Source organism: Stenotrophomonas tumulicola (assembly GCF_014117215.1).
GTDB lineage: Bacteria > Pseudomonadota > Gammaproteobacteria > Xanthomonadales > Xanthomonadaceae > Stenotrophomonas > Stenotrophomonas tumulicola.
This window is the reverse complement of the sequence record NZ_JACGXS010000001.1, coordinates 907,672-922,812: the sequence shown is the minus strand read 5'-3', so window position 1 is coordinate 922,812 and position 15,141 is coordinate 907,672. Positions and strand designations below refer to the sequence as shown.

General features: G+C 59.8%; 10 protein-coding genes and 1 pseudogene. 9 read left to right on the top strand and 2 right to left on the bottom strand.

The window, feature by feature from the left end; all coding sequences use genetic code 11:
* Positions 1-18: 18 nt before the first annotated feature.
* Positions 19-3,012, top strand: coding sequence for a Tn3 family transposase (locus tag H4O11_RS04195; protein WP_074058973.1), 2,994 nt, complete (start codon positions 19-21; stop codon positions 3,010-3,012).
* Here H4O11_RS04195 and H4O11_RS04190 read toward each other — a convergent pair.
* Entirely contained in the window at positions 2,979-3,557 is a 579-nt protein-coding gene (locus H4O11_RS04190; protein WP_174704360.1) for an adenylate/guanylate cyclase domain-containing protein, read from the bottom strand. The genes H4O11_RS04195 and H4O11_RS04190 overlap by 34 nt on opposite strands.
* Before the next feature lie 2 nt (positions 3,558-3,559).
* Entirely contained in the window at positions 3,560-4,480 is a 921-nt protein-coding gene (locus H4O11_RS04185) for a TIR domain-containing protein (RefSeq protein ID WP_102789235.1), read from the bottom strand.
* Positions 4,481-4,616: 136 nt separating this feature from the next.
* On the opposite strand from H4O11_RS04185, the gene H4O11_RS04180 reads away from it, so the two are divergent.
* The 8 genes and pseudogenes from H4O11_RS04180 (at position 4,617) to H4O11_RS04150 (ending at position 13,992) form a co-directional block, all read left to right on the top strand.
* Positions 4,617-6,149, top strand: a complete 1,533-nt coding sequence (locus H4O11_RS04180) for an adenylate/guanylate cyclase domain-containing protein (RefSeq protein WP_102789236.1) — start codon at positions 4,617-4,619, stop codon at positions 6,147-6,149.
* Positions 6,149-7,024 (top strand): E2 domain-containing protein, encoded by an 876-nt coding sequence (locus H4O11_RS19250; RefSeq protein WP_220466564.1) that lies wholly within the window; start codon positions 6,149-6,151, stop codon positions 7,022-7,024. The genes H4O11_RS04180 and H4O11_RS19250 overlap by 1 nt, the downstream gene beginning before the upstream one ends.
* On the top strand, positions 6,969-7,493 hold the full coding sequence (locus H4O11_RS04175; RefSeq protein ID WP_182338177.1) for a Pycsar system effector family protein: 525 nt from the start codon (positions 6,969-6,971) through the stop codon (positions 7,491-7,493). Before H4O11_RS19250 ends, H4O11_RS04175 begins: the two co-directional genes overlap by 56 nt.
* Before the next feature lie 579 nt (positions 7,494-8,072).
* Positions 8,073-9,226 (top strand): annotated as a pseudogene (locus tag H4O11_RS04170) (IS3 family transposase); the annotation flags it as partial.
* 356 nt (positions 9,227-9,582) lie between these two features.
* Positions 9,583-9,816: a hypothetical protein gene (locus tag H4O11_RS04165; protein ID WP_102789238.1), complete on the top strand. Its 234-nt coding sequence runs from the start codon at positions 9,583-9,585 to the stop codon at positions 9,814-9,816.
* A 779-nt stretch (positions 9,817-10,595) separates the two neighbouring features.
* Positions 10,596-11,144, top strand: coding sequence for a hypothetical protein (locus H4O11_RS04160; protein ID WP_146027615.1), 549 nt, complete (start codon positions 10,596-10,598; stop codon positions 11,142-11,144).
* Positions 11,141-13,030: a hypothetical protein gene (locus H4O11_RS04155; RefSeq protein ID WP_146027616.1), complete on the top strand. Its 1,890-nt coding sequence runs from the start codon at positions 11,141-11,143 to the stop codon at positions 13,028-13,030. The genes H4O11_RS04160 and H4O11_RS04155 overlap by 4 nt, the downstream gene beginning before the upstream one ends.
* Positions 13,027-13,992: a hypothetical protein gene (locus H4O11_RS04150; RefSeq protein WP_102789240.1), complete on the top strand. Its 966-nt coding sequence runs from the start codon at positions 13,027-13,029 to the stop codon at positions 13,990-13,992. The genes H4O11_RS04155 and H4O11_RS04150 overlap by 4 nt, the downstream gene beginning before the upstream one ends.
* Positions 13,993-15,141 lie beyond the last annotated feature (1,149 nt).

Here is a 15,141-nt window from a genome sequence, read left to right as displayed (position 1 = left end):
TCATAACCTCCGGATCCAATGGCTACCCTTCACGAGACCGCCTACCCGCGACTGAAGCCTGATCCCACCGCCAAGGAACTGGAGGAGATCTCTACCCCCACCGCCGCTGAGATTGCATTCGCCAAGCAGCTGACCACCCAGCCGGGTCCGCAACTGGCGGTACTGATCCATCTCAAGCTCTTCCAGCGCTTGGGTTACCTCACAGTGTTGGCCGAAGTGCCCGAGCGGATCCGGAAGCACATCGCCAAGGCCGCCCGACTCGGGCGCGTATTGGACACCGACCAGCTCGAACGCTATGACGCCTCCGGCAGCCAGCGCCGGCATATGCCGCAGCTGCGGCAGTTCATTGGGGTGCGTCCCTTGGACAAAGCTGGGTTGTCTTGGCTGGACACAGTGGCCACCGGAGCAGCCCAGACCAAGCACACTATCCCGGACATCGTGAACGTCCTGCTCGAAGAGCTGGTGCACCACCGCTACGAACTGCCAGGCTTCCGCACCTTGGAGCTGGCCGCCATTGGCGCACGCGAGCGGGTCAATTTGGGGTACTACCGCAGCATCAGCCACGCACTGACGCCTGCCACACGCACGCTCATTGACGAATTGCTGCGCGCACCGGAAGGCTCCAGATTTACTGGCTGGCAATCGCTCAAGCGCGAGCCTGGCCGGCCGACCAACAAGGAAGTTCGTTTTTATCTGCAGCACATCCGCATGCTGCAGCAGTTGGCTGACCAACTGCCTCCCATCGATGTGCCGGTGCCCAAGCTCAAGCAATTCCGTGCAATGGCTCGGGCCTATGACGCCAGCGAACTGGCCGAATTGGCTGAGGACAAGCGCTATGCGCTGGCCACCATCTTCATTCGCTCCCAGCACGCCAAGACGCTGGATGATGCAGCCGAGTTGTTCATCAAGCAGGTGCGCGGGCTGGAGAACACGGCCCAGCAGAAGCTGCTGGCTTACCAGCTCGAACATGCCAAGCGGGCCGACTTCCTCATCGGCCAGCTCAAGGAGATCCTGCAGGCCTATCAGCTCGACGGCAGCGATAGTCAGCGCGTGGATGCCATCGACAACAGCCTGGAAGCGGAAGTGTCGACCTTGCTGGCCGAATGCGAAGAACATATGGCCTACGCCGGGAAGAATTACCTGCCTTTCATGCTGCAGCCCTATGGCGCGGTCAGGCCGCTGCTGTTCAATGGGCTTGAGCTGATGAACTTGCGGGCGACCAGCCACGATGCCGGCATGGAGCCGTTGATCGCAGCCGTGCTCTCGCTGCGCAACCAGCGCCGTGAGCTGATCGAGGTCGCTTCCCTCGGTTTGGACCCGGAAAAGGACTTCGACTGGATGTCCAAGCTCTGGCGTCAGCACGTGTTCGGCAAGCGGGCCAGCGCGGCCGGCGCCGGCTGGATGCACCGGAAGTATTTTGAGGTGGCCGTGCTGGTGCAGGTCAAAGACGAGCTGAAATCCGGAGATCTCTTCATTCCCAGCAGCGAACGGTTTGACGACTACCGCGAGCAGCTGGTCGATGAAGCCACCTTGGCCCAGGAACTGGAAGCCTATGGTCAGGTGTCAGGCCTGCCCACCGACGCCGAGTCTTTCGTGGCGGGGTTGCGTGCACAATTGACCGCCTTGGCCGATGAGGTTGACGCGCGTTTCCCGGAAAACGCGCATGCGGACATCCTAGATGGGCGCCTGGTGCTGCGGAAGGGGCAACGGGCCGAAGTCTCCAGCGCGATTACCGCCGTGGATCGCCTCATCGCCGAACGGCTCCCAGAGTCCAGCATCGTAGATGTCCTGATCGATGCCAGCCAATGGCTGGATCTGCACCGTTTCTTCCGCCCGATCGCCGGTACCGAGAGCCAAGTCGAAGATCTGCCCCGACGTGTGATCACCACGCTATTTTGCTATGGCTGCAACCTGGGGCCGACGCAGACGGCGCGGTCGATCAAGGGTTTCAGTCGGCGCCAGGTCGCTTGGCTCAACCTCAAATACGTGACCGAGGATGTGCTTGAGAAGGCCATCGTGGAGGTCATCAATACCTACAACAAATTCGACTTGCCGGGCTATTGGGGCAGCGGGAAGAGCGCCTCAGCAGATGGCACCAAATGGAGCGTCTACGAGGACAACCTGTTGTCGGAGTACCACATCCGTTACGGCGGTTACGGTGGCATCGGCTACTACCACGTATCCGACAAATACGTGGCGTTGTTCAGTCACTTCATTCCCTGTGGCGTGCACGAGGGCATCTACATCCTCGACGGCCTGCTGGCCAACACGTCCGACATCCAGCCTGAGATCGTCCATGGCGACACGCAGGCCCAAAGCTACCCGGTCTTCGGTCTGGCCCACATGCTGGGCATCCAGCTGATGCCCAGGATACGAAACATCAAGGATCTGAATTTCTTCCGGCCCGAACCTGGCAGGGCCTATAAGAACATCCAGGCATTGTTCGGAGACAGCATCGACTGGCAACTGATCGCCACCCATCTCCACGACATGCTGCGGGTGGTGATCTCGATCCGATTGGGCAAGATCACCGCGTCCTCGATCCTGCGCCGGCTGGGCACCTATAGTCGGAAGAACAAGCTGTACTTCGCCTTCCGGGAACTTGGCAAGGCCGTCAGAACGCTGTTCTTGCTGCGCTACATTGATGACAACGAGATCTGCAAAACGATCCATGCTGCGACCAACAAGAGCGAGGAGTACAACGGCTTCGTGAAGTGGGTCTTCTTTGGCAGCCAGGGGATCATTGCTGAGAACGTCCAACACGAGCAGCGCAAGATCATCAAGTACAGCCAGCTGGTCGCCAACATGATCATCCTCCACAACGTGGAGGGCATGAGCCGCACCTTGGCTGAGATGCGGAAGGAGGGGATTGAACTGACGCCCGAGATCCTGGCCGGCCTGTCGCCGTATCGGACCAGCCACATCAATCGCTTCGGCGACTACCATCTCGACCTTGATAGGGAAGTGGCGCCGCTGAGCTATACAGCGAAAGTCCTTGAACAGGCCCCATAGACGGGGAGATCCGCTATCGGGACAAGGAAATTATGATTTTGTTTCAATCGCTTAGGCGGTTTTTGGCCCTGTACGTAACGATTCCCTGCCGACCCTCTACTACTGTCGATTCCGACCACCTGCTTCACGGTGCCGGCCCAGTGCGGATACTGGCGCCGCAGTGCCGGCACGACGATATTCTTGACCGCGTAGTTTATTTTCAACCCTGCCTTGGCCGCTGGCGTGGCTTGCCGGTTACCGACCCAGATACCCATGACGCGGTCACCGTCGTAGGAGGTAATCTTGCCGCCCTCCTTCTTGATGATGGTGGCGGCGCAATGCAGGAACGCTTTGTAGATCTCCGCGCTCAGCCACCAATGCTCGGCATCGACCATCTTGGTGGAGCCTTTAAGGTCTGCGTACAGGACCGTGGCGCGATCAAACTCGACTGCGTCGTTGCCGAGCCGCAGATCCTCAGGATCGGGCACGACCTGGCCCTGTCGGGTTGACCATTGGTTTTGCGTGATCGCTTCCACTGCTGCCGTCATCTCTTCCAGCACTGTCATGGTCAGTCTCTCGGTCCAGCGGCGAGAATCCGGGCGCGGATCTGCTCGCACGCCGGTGCCAGCAAGGCACGGGCATCGGCACCAGGTTTGTATCGGTAAGGAACGGTAGTCAGCCCCGCCAGATCGCTCGGCAGCTTCAGCTTGTCTTCGCGCGGCTCCATCAGGAAGGCGCGCCGACGTCCCAGAAACCCAATGAACATGCCCAGCTCAAAGACGACGTTGTCGCGCATGACCGGCCACTCGTCACCGCGGCTGATCACCATGTCGTCGGCATGCGCCACGGCAATTGCAAAGTCCGCCTGCTCCAGCTGGGCCTCCAGCTCATCAAGGGTGTAGTTGGCCGCGCGGAAAACGCCGTGGTCCCAGACCACCGTCAGGAAGGGATCGTGCTCGAAATGCTGCACCAGCAGGCGGGTGACCGGCAGCGCCTCCACCGAGGACATCACGAAGACCCGGACCCGTTCGCGGGGGGCCGTAATCATTCGGTTACGCTCCTTCAGCCGGCGCGACAGAGCAGCTGCCAAGCGCCGCCAGATCAATGGGTGTGCATCGGCAGCGCGACTGAAATCGCTTTCAGGCACCTTCAACACCACTGTGGGCTCGGTGGCGGTAATGGTGGCCGCACGCAACTGGGTCGGCTCGATGGCTGCCATCTCCCCCACGTGTTCCCCGACTCGGCGGGTATTGACCACCTTGCCATTGACGATCACGTCCACCGCACCGGCAACGATGAAAAACACGTCGGTTTCGGCATCTTCTTGCGTGATGAAGGACGCGCCAGCCGCGACTTCCAGCAGTTCCCCGGCCTCAGCCAGCTGCGTGGCAGCAGCCTCCAGCCCCGCCAGGGTGCGGAACTCGGCCAAGGCCGCCACCAGTCGCCTGCCGCCGTCGGCAGAAAGTCGCTCGATAATGCTCGCCCCCATACCTTCCCTCCCTTGAAAGTGTGAACTGGCTCCCAATATACGACAAATGAACCAGCCGAAAACCGGTTGGTGCCCGGCCCGAGAGCGACGCGACCCGCTCCGGCTCGGTCTCCATTTGGCCGCAGGGAGCAGGACGATGGGACATAGCTGGAAGGAAGACCGCACCAAGAAGCGCCTTACCACGCGTTACGAGGAAGTCCGTAAGGTCGATATTCGTGACTACACGCGCGAGACCTCGTTGGACAATATCGCGGTCAACCGCGCCTATCGGGTTAACGGCGCGCATGTCTACATCGACATCGTCAATCTGCAGGACATGCTCAACTGCACCAATGTTGAAGGGGAAACGTGCCACAAGCGCGCTCTCCGCTTCCTGAATCAGCATTACCGCGCCGTCCACCGCCTCCTGGTCGAGAGTGAGACGGTCCGCGTGGATTTCCACAACCAACGGTTGCATGCGGTGGTCACCAAGCCCTATGGCGATGCCGATGAGCGCGCACGGATCGAGCGCGCGGTGGCCATTGCCCAGCTGACCATCGACGTTCTGGCCGAAACGGGCGATACGGATGAGCACATCCCTAATGCACAGGTCCGTGTGGGTATCGACAGCGGGCTGGCACTGGCCGTCAACAACGGTCGCCGCGCCAGCCGCGAGCCGCTCTTCCTGGGCTCCCCGGCAAATCAGGCCGCCAAGTGCGCCGGCCATGGCGTGGCGGAGGGCATTTACCTCACCCATGGTGCACGGGCGCTGCTCGAGCTGCCGGCGCTGAGCGGCGACAAAGACCGCACCACGCCGCTGACCCAGGATCAGGTGGCGGCCTGCGTTGAGGCGGCAGGCTTGGGCGTTTCCAAGACGCGGATCATAGAGCTCTGGAAGGAGGAGCAGGAGGACCTGCCCATTGGCGAATTCGAATTCAGCCGCCCTACCCCGCCGATTTCCGATCTGGACTTCAGCCTGCTTAGCGCTGCCAAGTCCAAGCGCTTCGAGGGTGTGTCGCTGTATGCAGACATCGACGGCTTCACCAACTTCGTAGATAAGCATCTGGATGAGGATCCGCAGCATCTGGTACGCGCTCTCCACGTGCTGCGGTCAGAGCTGGATGCGGTAGTGCACTTGGACTTTGCCGGGCGGCGCATTCGCTTTATCGGCGATTGCCTGCAAGGCGTGCTGCTGGAAGGTACCTCAAAGGAGACCGACACCGAAGCGACGGTGAGTACAGCTGTACAGTGCGCAGGCGCACTTCGCAGCAGCTTCGCCGTGGCCATTGACTACTTGAACTCCGAGGGTTCGATCACCGAGGAGCTGGGTCTGGCCATCGGCTTTGAGCTTGGGCCGCTGGCACTGTCCCGGCTGGGAATGAAGGGCAGTTTGGTGCGCTGCGCAACCGGCAGGGCGGTGCTGGCCTCGGAGGCCGAACAGCGGCAGTGCGATGGCGTGCAGACCGCGATCGGTGAGAAGGCCTACAACGCCGGTACCGACGCAGTTCGTCGAGTGTTCGCATCTGACCGAAAGGTGGCCAACCTCGATTACGCGGCAGCGGTGGAAGAACTGGCCGCGTCGGGTGACCCAGTGGCCAAGGCGGTGTTGGCGGCCCATTACGCAGAGGCGGCCCCCGCGGTGGTTCCCGGCCTTGAACAGCCGATCCGCCCGCACTCAGATATCCACTGATGGCGTTGGCCTTCGAATTGCTGCAAGGCGTGGCATCGGACTACGGTGCCACGCTGCATCGCGCCGCAGGCGGAGGGAGGGCTGAGATCTCGGTCACTCGTCCAGGCGGGGCTGTGCATGTTTTCACCCTGGCGATCTCCATCGCCGGGGAGCACGTGTCTGCTAAGGAAGCCCCAGGACACCACCAACTTCCGCAATTCTGCCCTGACAGACACATCAACCCCAACCAAAGCTTCTGCCTGGGATGGGGTGACGGTAAGCCGGGGCACATTATCGACGAAGCGGCAGCCAGACAGTGGTGGTCGACGGTGTATCGATTCTTGGCCCATCAAATCAGCGCGAATGTACGCAGGGTCTTCCCAGGTGCAGAAAACGGCCGCGCCCATGGCGACGCGGCCAAGCATCAAGCTATCGCGGAGCAGGCGGCCGAATGCCTGGGCCCAGAATTCAAGGCGGCGGCGCAAGCCGGTCTGTTCGAAGTCCGGCAAGATGTGCGGCCGGGAAAGCGTCGACTGGAGCTGTGGCGTGGCGATCAACTGATTGCGCGCGTTTCACTTCGCAGCAATTCCCTGATTTCCGGAAAGCTGGCCTGCCCCTGCGGTTGCCGACCGAAGCGCACGACAGCGGAATGCGCGGACCACGCCGAAGCTCTGGCGACCTATGTCCTGGAGCGGCACCGCTGCGCGCTAGCCGACAGGGCCTTCCTTGATCAATGCGCTGCAGCGGGAATGGCTTGCTGCGGGACCTTGGAGACATGCGGTCTTCGCAACGCCATCCGGCGCAAGCAAGTCGGATGCACGAAGAAAGAGAACCCTCAACATGCAAGAAGTTCGAGATACTGGCGACCGCCAGCCAAATCAAAGCGACCGCGTTAACGCTGCATGGCAGCAGCTTCAACTCGTTCTTGGCTTCTTCTCGCGAGTGGACACGAAGCTATCGGTGGGTCTGGGCATCAACCTGGGCATGCTGGCGATGCTCTCCACCCGAATCCCCAAGCCAGAAGATCTCACCCTGCTTGTTTCAGTCGTTGGCGTGCTGTTCCTGACGCCCCTCACTTTGAGCTTCTGGAACCTGTGGTTGGGCTATTTTCCCGATCTTCGCGGCGGATCCAATTCGCTGATCTTCTTTAGTCGAATCGAAAAAATGACCGAGTCTGAGTTCCTGCGCGCGTGTGAAACCAGAACGCTGGATGGGTTTGAGCGCGACGTGTTGGGCCAATGCTGGAGGAATTCCAAGATCCTGGTCGCTAAGTTCAAGTGCTTGAAGAGGTCTTACCTCGCTACCGCCCTGACCATTGCACCTTGGATGGCGCTCATTACCCTGCTGCCACCGCCTGTAAAGTAGCAGCACGCTATCGATCCGGTAAAGTCGGCACCATGGCACCTTGATTGAATGAATCCCCCTCGAATCAGGTGGGGGCGTCACCCCTTGGCAGCCATTGCATTTGGCTTTCGGGAAACAAGAGGGCCGACGGTCGCCAGGGTCTTTCCCTCATACAGTCCTCATCCATCGCCATTGCACCCCATCGAGCCACCAGCTCGACAGTACGTCCATGGAACGACTGCCTCACCGGATCGAGGGAAGCGGCGTGCGTGATGTCGCCCTCGCCGGCATACGTCCCAGCGGCGGCAATCCATCTCGCAGATGTCCGACTTCGGCCAGAAGTGGGCATCTACCCTACCCCCGATAACGAATCCTAATCATGAAGCTGGATGCCTCCTCCCGCGTTTGGCGGAGGACAACTTCCGGCCCAAAGCACCTCACAACCCGGCGTCCGAGTCTTCTGCTCGACTGCGTCTTCTACGCCGCCCTCTACTCCGCGATTCCCAGTGCATCATGCTTTCTGATTTGATCTTCCGGCGGGTTCACCCCCGTTATCACGGACACTTACAAGAAGGCCGATTGAGGCCCTGAGGAGTGTTCATGTCGAAGCGAAGGAAGTTCAGTGCGGAGTTCAAGCGCGGTGCGGTTGAACAAGCCAACCAACCCGGTGTCAGTTGCGCCCGGGTGGCCCGGGAGCTGGGGATCCGAGACACCCTGCTGACCCGCTGGAAGCGGGAGGCCCAGAGCCAGGGCAAGGTCGCTTTCGGCGGCGCCGGGACGCCCCGGGACGAAGAGATGGCCCGCCTGAAGCGTGAGCTGGCCAGGATCAAGAAGGAACGCGATTTTTTGCGAGAAGCGGCGACGTTCTTTGCCAAGGGATCATCCTGAGGTATCAGGTGATCGAACGTTGCCGCGATGAGTTTCCGATTCGGCTGATGTGCCGCTGCCTACAGGTATCGGCCAGTGGCTATTACGACTGGAGCAAGCGCCTGCCCAGCGCCCGCCAGCGCGACAACAAGCGCCTGCTCAGCCGTATCCGCGAGTTGCACGAGGACAGTCGGGGCACACTGGGCGCTGGGCGCATGCACGAAGACCTTGCCGACCAAGGCGAGTCAGCCAGCCTGAACCGGGTGGCTCGACTGATGGCGGCTGACGGCCTGCAGGGTTGGCCACGGCCGAAGCGCCGTGGCCAACGTGGCCAGCCGGCCTTGACGCCCCCGGGCGTGCGCAACCTGCTGGAACGTGACTTCACCGCATTGGAGCCTGAGACCAAGTGGGTGACTGACATCACCGAGATCAAGACCCACCAGGGCAAGCTGTATCTGTGCATCGTGCTGGATCTGTTCGACCAGCGCGTGATCGGGTGGTCGATGCACCACCGGCAAGACCGGCAGATGGTGATCCGGGCCGTGCAGATGGCCATCTGGCAGCGCCAGGGCAGTCACTCAGTGATCCTGCACTCCGATCGCGGCAGCCAATTCCGGAGCGGCGACTACCAGAACTATCTGAAAGCCAATGGCTTGGTGTGTTCAATGAGTGCGGTGGGCCACTGTGGAGATAACGCCGCATGCGAAGGCTTCTTCGGCATGCTCAAGCGAGAGCGGGTTCATCGCATGAAGTACGCCACCCTCGATGCGGCAAGAGCCGATGTGTTTGAATACATCGAGCGGTTCCACAACCCAAGGATGCGGCGAAGAGTTGCAAGGCAGGAATTGAAGTTTTCAACCCTTTTTCAACCGTCCGTGATTTCGGGGGTGAACCCGGCTAAGCACCGGCTCTGGATGCCCTATCCATGGGGGGGGCGCTCCTCAAGGGAGATCGCTTTTCGGAACGTTGCAGGAGTCGAACGCTACCGGGGTGTCTCCTAGCTCCTCACAAGCGGTCGCTAATGACACGAGGAACTCAACCGCAAGCTTTCAAGCTTTGAAAGCCCAACCGGCGCAATTTCGCATTCCCAACCATGCGATTTGAAAGTGCTTCCACGCCTAATTGCCCGCAATTAAGTGCATTGCAATCAATATGTTAGCCATATTGCAGGGGGTTGCGCGCACGAGTAGAGTTGTTGTCAGTGCGCGACCTTGCGCGGCCAGACCACGACTGAGTACGGCAGATGTCCGAAGACTCGCTCGAAACGAAGTACCTGCGCACCTTCGGCGCTGTTCTGTCTGCGGCCCAGACCGCAAGGATCCTTGGCTACAAGAGCACTGCGTCGTTGGCCAAGGCGCGCGCACGCGGGTCGCTGCCCTTCCAAATGTTCCTGCTGCCCAAGCGCCGCGGCTGGTTTGCCGACACTGTCGATGTTGCCGCCTTCGTGGATTCTGCGAAGGCATCGTCCGGCGGCTAGCCGCATTTCCCAACCCACCAGGAAGCCCTGAGCATGAGCTGAAACCGCCCTCTCTGACCCCTGGAAATGACAATGCCCCCGCGTCAACGAGGGCATTAGCCTCTCGAAAGAGCGAGAGGTAGGAAGTACTAAACACCAACAGGTTTAGGCTCCTTCATTTCTTCCGCGAAGTCAAGCCGCCAGTGATGGTCGGCCAGACAGGTGTTGCCTTTACATGGGCCGGCATATGCCGACCCGAGTGAAGGTTGCGCCCTGGCCCGCCCCGTCCCTCGCGGTGTGGTGCCACCGTGCACCTAATCCGGAGAAAACCATGCTTTCAGGAGCTGCCTGCCCGGTAATGTTCGACACTGCTCGGGTCAATCACCCCAACCTGCGCCCCACCGAAACTTCTTATGCCGCTTGGCCTGTACGCCGAAGCCGGCTAGTCGCCACTCTGCGCGGCATCACCCGCCACTACCCCGTGATGACTGCCGCGAACAGTCACCATGACTGGCTAGCTGGGTACGCGGCTCGCTTCTTTCAGTTTCGGTGCCATGCCCTTGCCGCTCCTCCGGTCACCGCCTCCCCTGCCGGCCACCGGCTAGGGATTCAATGGGAGAGGCGTCATGGCTAGTCTTCCCCACCCTTCAGTCACCTCATCAGACACCCCGCCCGCGTCTAGCAAGGAGGCGTACACCGCTCGCCCACTCACGCCCTCTGAATCCACCAGACTGGACGCCTACTACTACCAGTCACCAAGGAATAACCAACGCCTGGTTGCTGTCGTGGAACCATGCCGCTTGGCCTTGGCGCTGGATCTGGAGTTTGATCCAAGCGTGGCAACCTACGTTGAGCGCCCTAGAACATTACTGGTGCGTGGCCGAGATGTTGAGCTCTGCTTCTGGATCTCCAGGAAGTGTGGCACCGAAAGCTTCATCGTATTCCGCAGACAGGCCGCCGCCACTGTTCCGGCGCTCCGCGCCGAACAGCAGTTTTGCGCCGAACTGATGGAAGCTTCACAGCGTGCGGGTTTGGACCTTGCAATCCGGAAGTTGCAGTCCATTCTTGCAGCACGGGTGGCCAATGCCACGCGACTTGAGCTGCTTCCTTATGTGCAGGCAGCTAGACGGTCGCGAGGAATCAGTGTCTTCATTGACGCAGTGATGACCCACATGAGAAGGCACCCCGTCAGCTCTTTCCATGCAATCGAAACGAGCCTGCGCCCGACGTTCGATTGGCGGGATATTCGCAGTGCGACCTGTCTTCTGGTACATCGCGGGGACCTGGCGATCAACTTCAATGAGAGGCTTCGGACCTCGTCGTCAGTTACGCTGGGAGCAAACCCATGAGCGGGGTGAGTCGCGAGGAGCTACTGTCCTGGGATCTGCTTAGTCCTCAAGGGCTGACCTCAAACCAACTCAAGTCCTACCAGGCTCGCGTTGACGCAGTTCATGCCGTCGTCGCAGGCTCCTCGATCGCTGCGGTCGCGAAGCGTCACGGGCTGAACGCCAAGACGCTTGCATTGACGCTGCGAAACACACAGCAGACGTCCCCAGATGGGCGGCCGTGGGGTTGGCGCGCCTGCCTGCCATACAGAGTAAGAAATACCAGCCAACGCCTTGCCGCAGAATTTCCAGCCGCTGCGGGACCGGGAGCATTCAATTCGTTCCTGAGAAAGCTCCCGGAATTCGAAGAAATGCTCATAGGCTACGCCGGCCCACTGCCTTCGAGAAATGAGCGCAGCCCCAAGTTTGATCGATTCTTCAAACTACTGAAGAAGACTGTGCAGAAGTCGGTTCCGGCAGATCGCTATCCAGCTAACGACAAATCATGTGCGAGGAGAAGCGTCCTGCAGTACCTAAAAAGACTGCGTCAAGGCTCTCCGTTTGTAGATGATGGCTTCGAGATAGAGGACGCAACCCTAGCCAGCCAGCTGAACGAAGTGTTTGCGCTACAGATGGGTGACTGGGTGCAGTTCGATGGACACTCTTTGGACACGAATTTCAATGTTGAAGGCGAGGACGCGGATGGGAACCCGTTCTTCCAAACGATCACGAAGACGTGGTTGATAGTCGGCTACTTCGCGCTGATGCGGCTCTGCTCTAGCTGGTGGCTCTCCTTCTCCACCAACTACAACGGAACCGAATTCAACGCGGCATGCGCAGAAAGCTTGCGAGAAAGGTCCGTTCGTGACCTCGTTGTGCCCTCAATGAACTATGAGCCAGGGGCGTGCATCGGATCCTTGTCCGTCATTGGATTTGTGGCAACGGGAGCAATTACGAGTGTCGACAATGCGATGGCTCACAAATTGAAGGTCAATAGGTTGCGAATGGCGTCGGAGCTGATGGGTGTCATTCATCTTGGGCATAGCCATGTTCCTGAAACGCGTGGTCACCTCGAAGCGTGGAACAAGCGGATGGAAGAAGCGGTGGTCCGAAAGCTGCCAGGCGGGTTCCGGCCGGCGGGCGAGCTGTCCGATGCGACCAAAACGAATGGCTACAAATTCGAGAACTTCCCAATGCAGCCCACGGCACTCGAAGATCTCATGGATGTCACGATCGCGGCTTCTAACATATCGCCGATCAACACGCTCCAGAACCGCACGCCAGTCGAGGCGCTTCAGTCTTTTGCAGCGTCTGGCGGATGGCTGTTTGCCACCAAGGATCACGAGGATCGGGCTCGGTCACTTTCGAAGCACAACTTCTCCGTAACCATTCGTGGAGATCGACGTAAGAGGCGTCAGCCCTATGCGCGCTTTGGGCACGCGAAGTATCGAGCCGCATCAATGAAGAACAGGTGGGACTTGTTAGGCCAGAAATTCGCGGCAGAGGTCGACATCCACGATGGAAGGTTCTTGCATCTATACACCGCGTCAGGAGAGCTGTTCGTAGTCCTGAGGGCGCTCCGCCCTTGGGGTCGCTCACCGCATAGCCTTGCGCTTAGGCGGTTAATCCAACGCCGAAGCCGAACGGATGGCTTCGAGATCAGTGGTGCAGAAGATGCGGTCATCGCGTACAGGGAGCATGTAAGAAGGAACTTCAGCTCAGAGCACGGCGCTGCGCTTGCAGCAACGCGACACCGGCGTGACCTAGATGCGGCATCTGAGGCTTCACCGGTGGCTAAGGAAACGACACTGCCTTTGGCCGAGACCGGCCAACAGCGAGCACCTGCTGAGGACTTGTTCGTACCCATTACCGGCCGGGTCAACTTGGGCAGGAAGGGGCCGAAGCAATGACAACGTTCAACTACAAAGGAGAGCCCATCATCCCGACCCGCGGCATGGAAGATGCTCTGACCAAGATCATCTCCGCACTTGAGGTTGACTACCGCGGTATCGGGTTTCATTCGCTGACCCGGTTCGGAAAAAGTACCCTCGCGCAGTTCATCTGCGCAAACACTGAATGGACAGAATGCAAATACGTGGCCAAGCAGGCAAACCTCCGGGTGCTTGGTCCTGGAGAGTCCGCATTCCTGGACTGGTTCATTTCACAGCTCGGCTCACAAGTGATCTCCCACCAGGCTGCTGACCGAAAGATCGAGAGGATCGTTAATACCGTTGATCTGATGCTCAGGTCTGCAGGCGGCGGATCGCTATTCTTCATCGCCGATGATGCAAACTTGCTGGAGCAAGCCGCCTTTCAACATTTCATTACAATCGATAACGCGCTGGAGAAGAAGGGCATTTCGCTCTTTGTCATCTTCCTGTTTCAGGACAATCACACTTCCAGCCGGCGCGAAGAGATCAATAGAACCACGGTCACACCTCAGGTCCGTGGGCGCTTCTTGACCCGCTACCATCGCCTGCATGGAATTCGAGGGGCCCTGGACGTTGAGACGTTCTTGGAGCGCTTCGAGGACGAGGTAGAGGCTAGCGCCGGAGCCGGCGTTACCTTGCCCAGGAGCCTTGCGCCAGAGCTCTACGACGGGGAGTTCCGTTTACGGCATTTCAGTGAGCAGATCTGGAATGCCGGTTGCAGCTGTCGCGCCGCAGCCGGGCACTCCAGTCAAGATGAGTGGCCTCTCAAGGCTATGCGCCTCATTGCGTACTACTTGGCGACCAGGGTCATCTGCAAAATTGGCTTCAAGGAGGTCACGTCTAGTGACATTGAAATGTCGGTCGCCTTCTCGGATCTTGCTGCCTTTGATGGCGAATCGGGAGCGCTGACTTTCACAGCAGATGGAGGCATCAATGGATAGCGACAGTGAGGTCAGAACTGTAGCCCACCTACCGCCAGCGTGGAGTGCCGGCATTTCCCCGTTCGGATTCGTTGTTCAGACGCTGAGATTCAATAGCCTTTACTGCAGTGATGGTCATGGTGCGTTCGGCATTCGCCCAAGGTACACCGAGGATTTGTGTCGTCAGCTCTGTCTCTCTGCAAAGGCCAGAACTTCGATTGCGGCAAGAATTCCTGCTGCGTCTATCCTCGCGCCACTGTGGCAGCCAACTGCTTGGCAAGCATTCGGCGGTTCTGCGACGCACTGGCGTCCATACCTGTCGGGGTGTACTGAGTGCATGAAAACTGGGTATCACTCGATGTTGTTCCAGATGCCTTGGGTCAACCGGTGTCCGTGGCACTCGCAACCCCTCTCATCTCAGTGCGACCATTGCTCGAGACCGCTATGGCATGGCTTTCGCTCCGATGCCCCTCCCCTACTATGCCCATGCGGGCATGACCCGGTTTCGAGCCGGAATACCCTTGACGAAGAAGGTAGGATCGAGGACCTTCGTGGCAGCTGGATAAAGCGATACCTTCGCTGGGCCGGGGCGAGTCGAGGTCGGCGAACGCTGATCGGGGTGGGAGATGATCTGACGTCCGCCGAGGAGGCGGCAGTCCTGTTTCGCGGCAGGGCTTACCCTTGGTACCGACCGAAGTACGCCTCGTCGGACGTGCTCATCAGGGCGTCTACCGTACGTCATGGGCAATCCGTCGAAGCTCGCTCCCAGAAGGCCGCGTTCTCGCGCCTTGCCCCGTCCATGGGGCCAGGTCGTGACTTCTTTCTTGAGCTTCCTCAGGCGCTTGAAAGACCGATGGCGCGTATCACGGCCTCAGTTGCGGCGAAGTTCCGCGAGTCGACCTTCTCGGCACGTGAGCGAGCCTGCTTAGGCTTGCCTGAGGCCTCGGAAGGTGGGGGGCAGCCATCCTCGCGCGCTTCGGTTGTATTGCTCCCCGCCTACAGAGTCCGCGAGCACCTGTTCCTGGATGGCCGTGTATTGGGTAGGCCCACACAGGCGGTCCTAAGAGAGATCGCGCAGGCAATGTCTCTCCTCCCGTCTGACAACCCTGCGATCGAGGCCCTGGCGCGGGCATACGAACGGGTACTGGGTCGCGGCTTCGCGAGCTCCGC

Coding starts and splice junctions, on each gene's coding strand:
- H4O11_RS19250 (WP_220466564.1), top strand. CDS start 6,149: ATGGCGTTGGCCTTCGAATTGCTGCAAGGCGTGGCATCGGACTACGGT.
- H4O11_RS04185 (WP_102789235.1), bottom strand. CDS start 4,480: ATGGGGGCGAGCATTATCGAGCGACTTTCTGCCGACGGCGGCAGGCGA.
- H4O11_RS04195 (WP_074058973.1), top strand. CDS start 19: ATGGCTACCCTTCACGAGACCGCCTACCCGCGACTGAAGCCTGATCCC.
- H4O11_RS04165 (WP_102789238.1), top strand. CDS start 9,583: ATGTCCGAAGACTCGCTCGAAACGAAGTACCTGCGCACCTTCGGCGCT.
- H4O11_RS04190 (WP_174704360.1), bottom strand. CDS start 3,557: ATGACAGTGCTGGAAGAGATGACGGCAGCAGTGGAAGCGATCACGCAA.
- H4O11_RS04155 (WP_146027616.1), top strand. CDS start 11,141: ATGAGCGGGGTGAGTCGCGAGGAGCTACTGTCCTGGGATCTGCTTAGT.
- H4O11_RS04175 (WP_182338177.1), top strand. CDS start 6,969: ATGCAAGAAGTTCGAGATACTGGCGACCGCCAGCCAAATCAAAGCGAC.
- H4O11_RS04150 (WP_102789240.1), top strand. CDS start 13,027: ATGACAACGTTCAACTACAAAGGAGAGCCCATCATCCCGACCCGCGGC.
- H4O11_RS04180 (WP_102789236.1), top strand. CDS start 4,617: ATGGGACATAGCTGGAAGGAAGACCGCACCAAGAAGCGCCTTACCACG.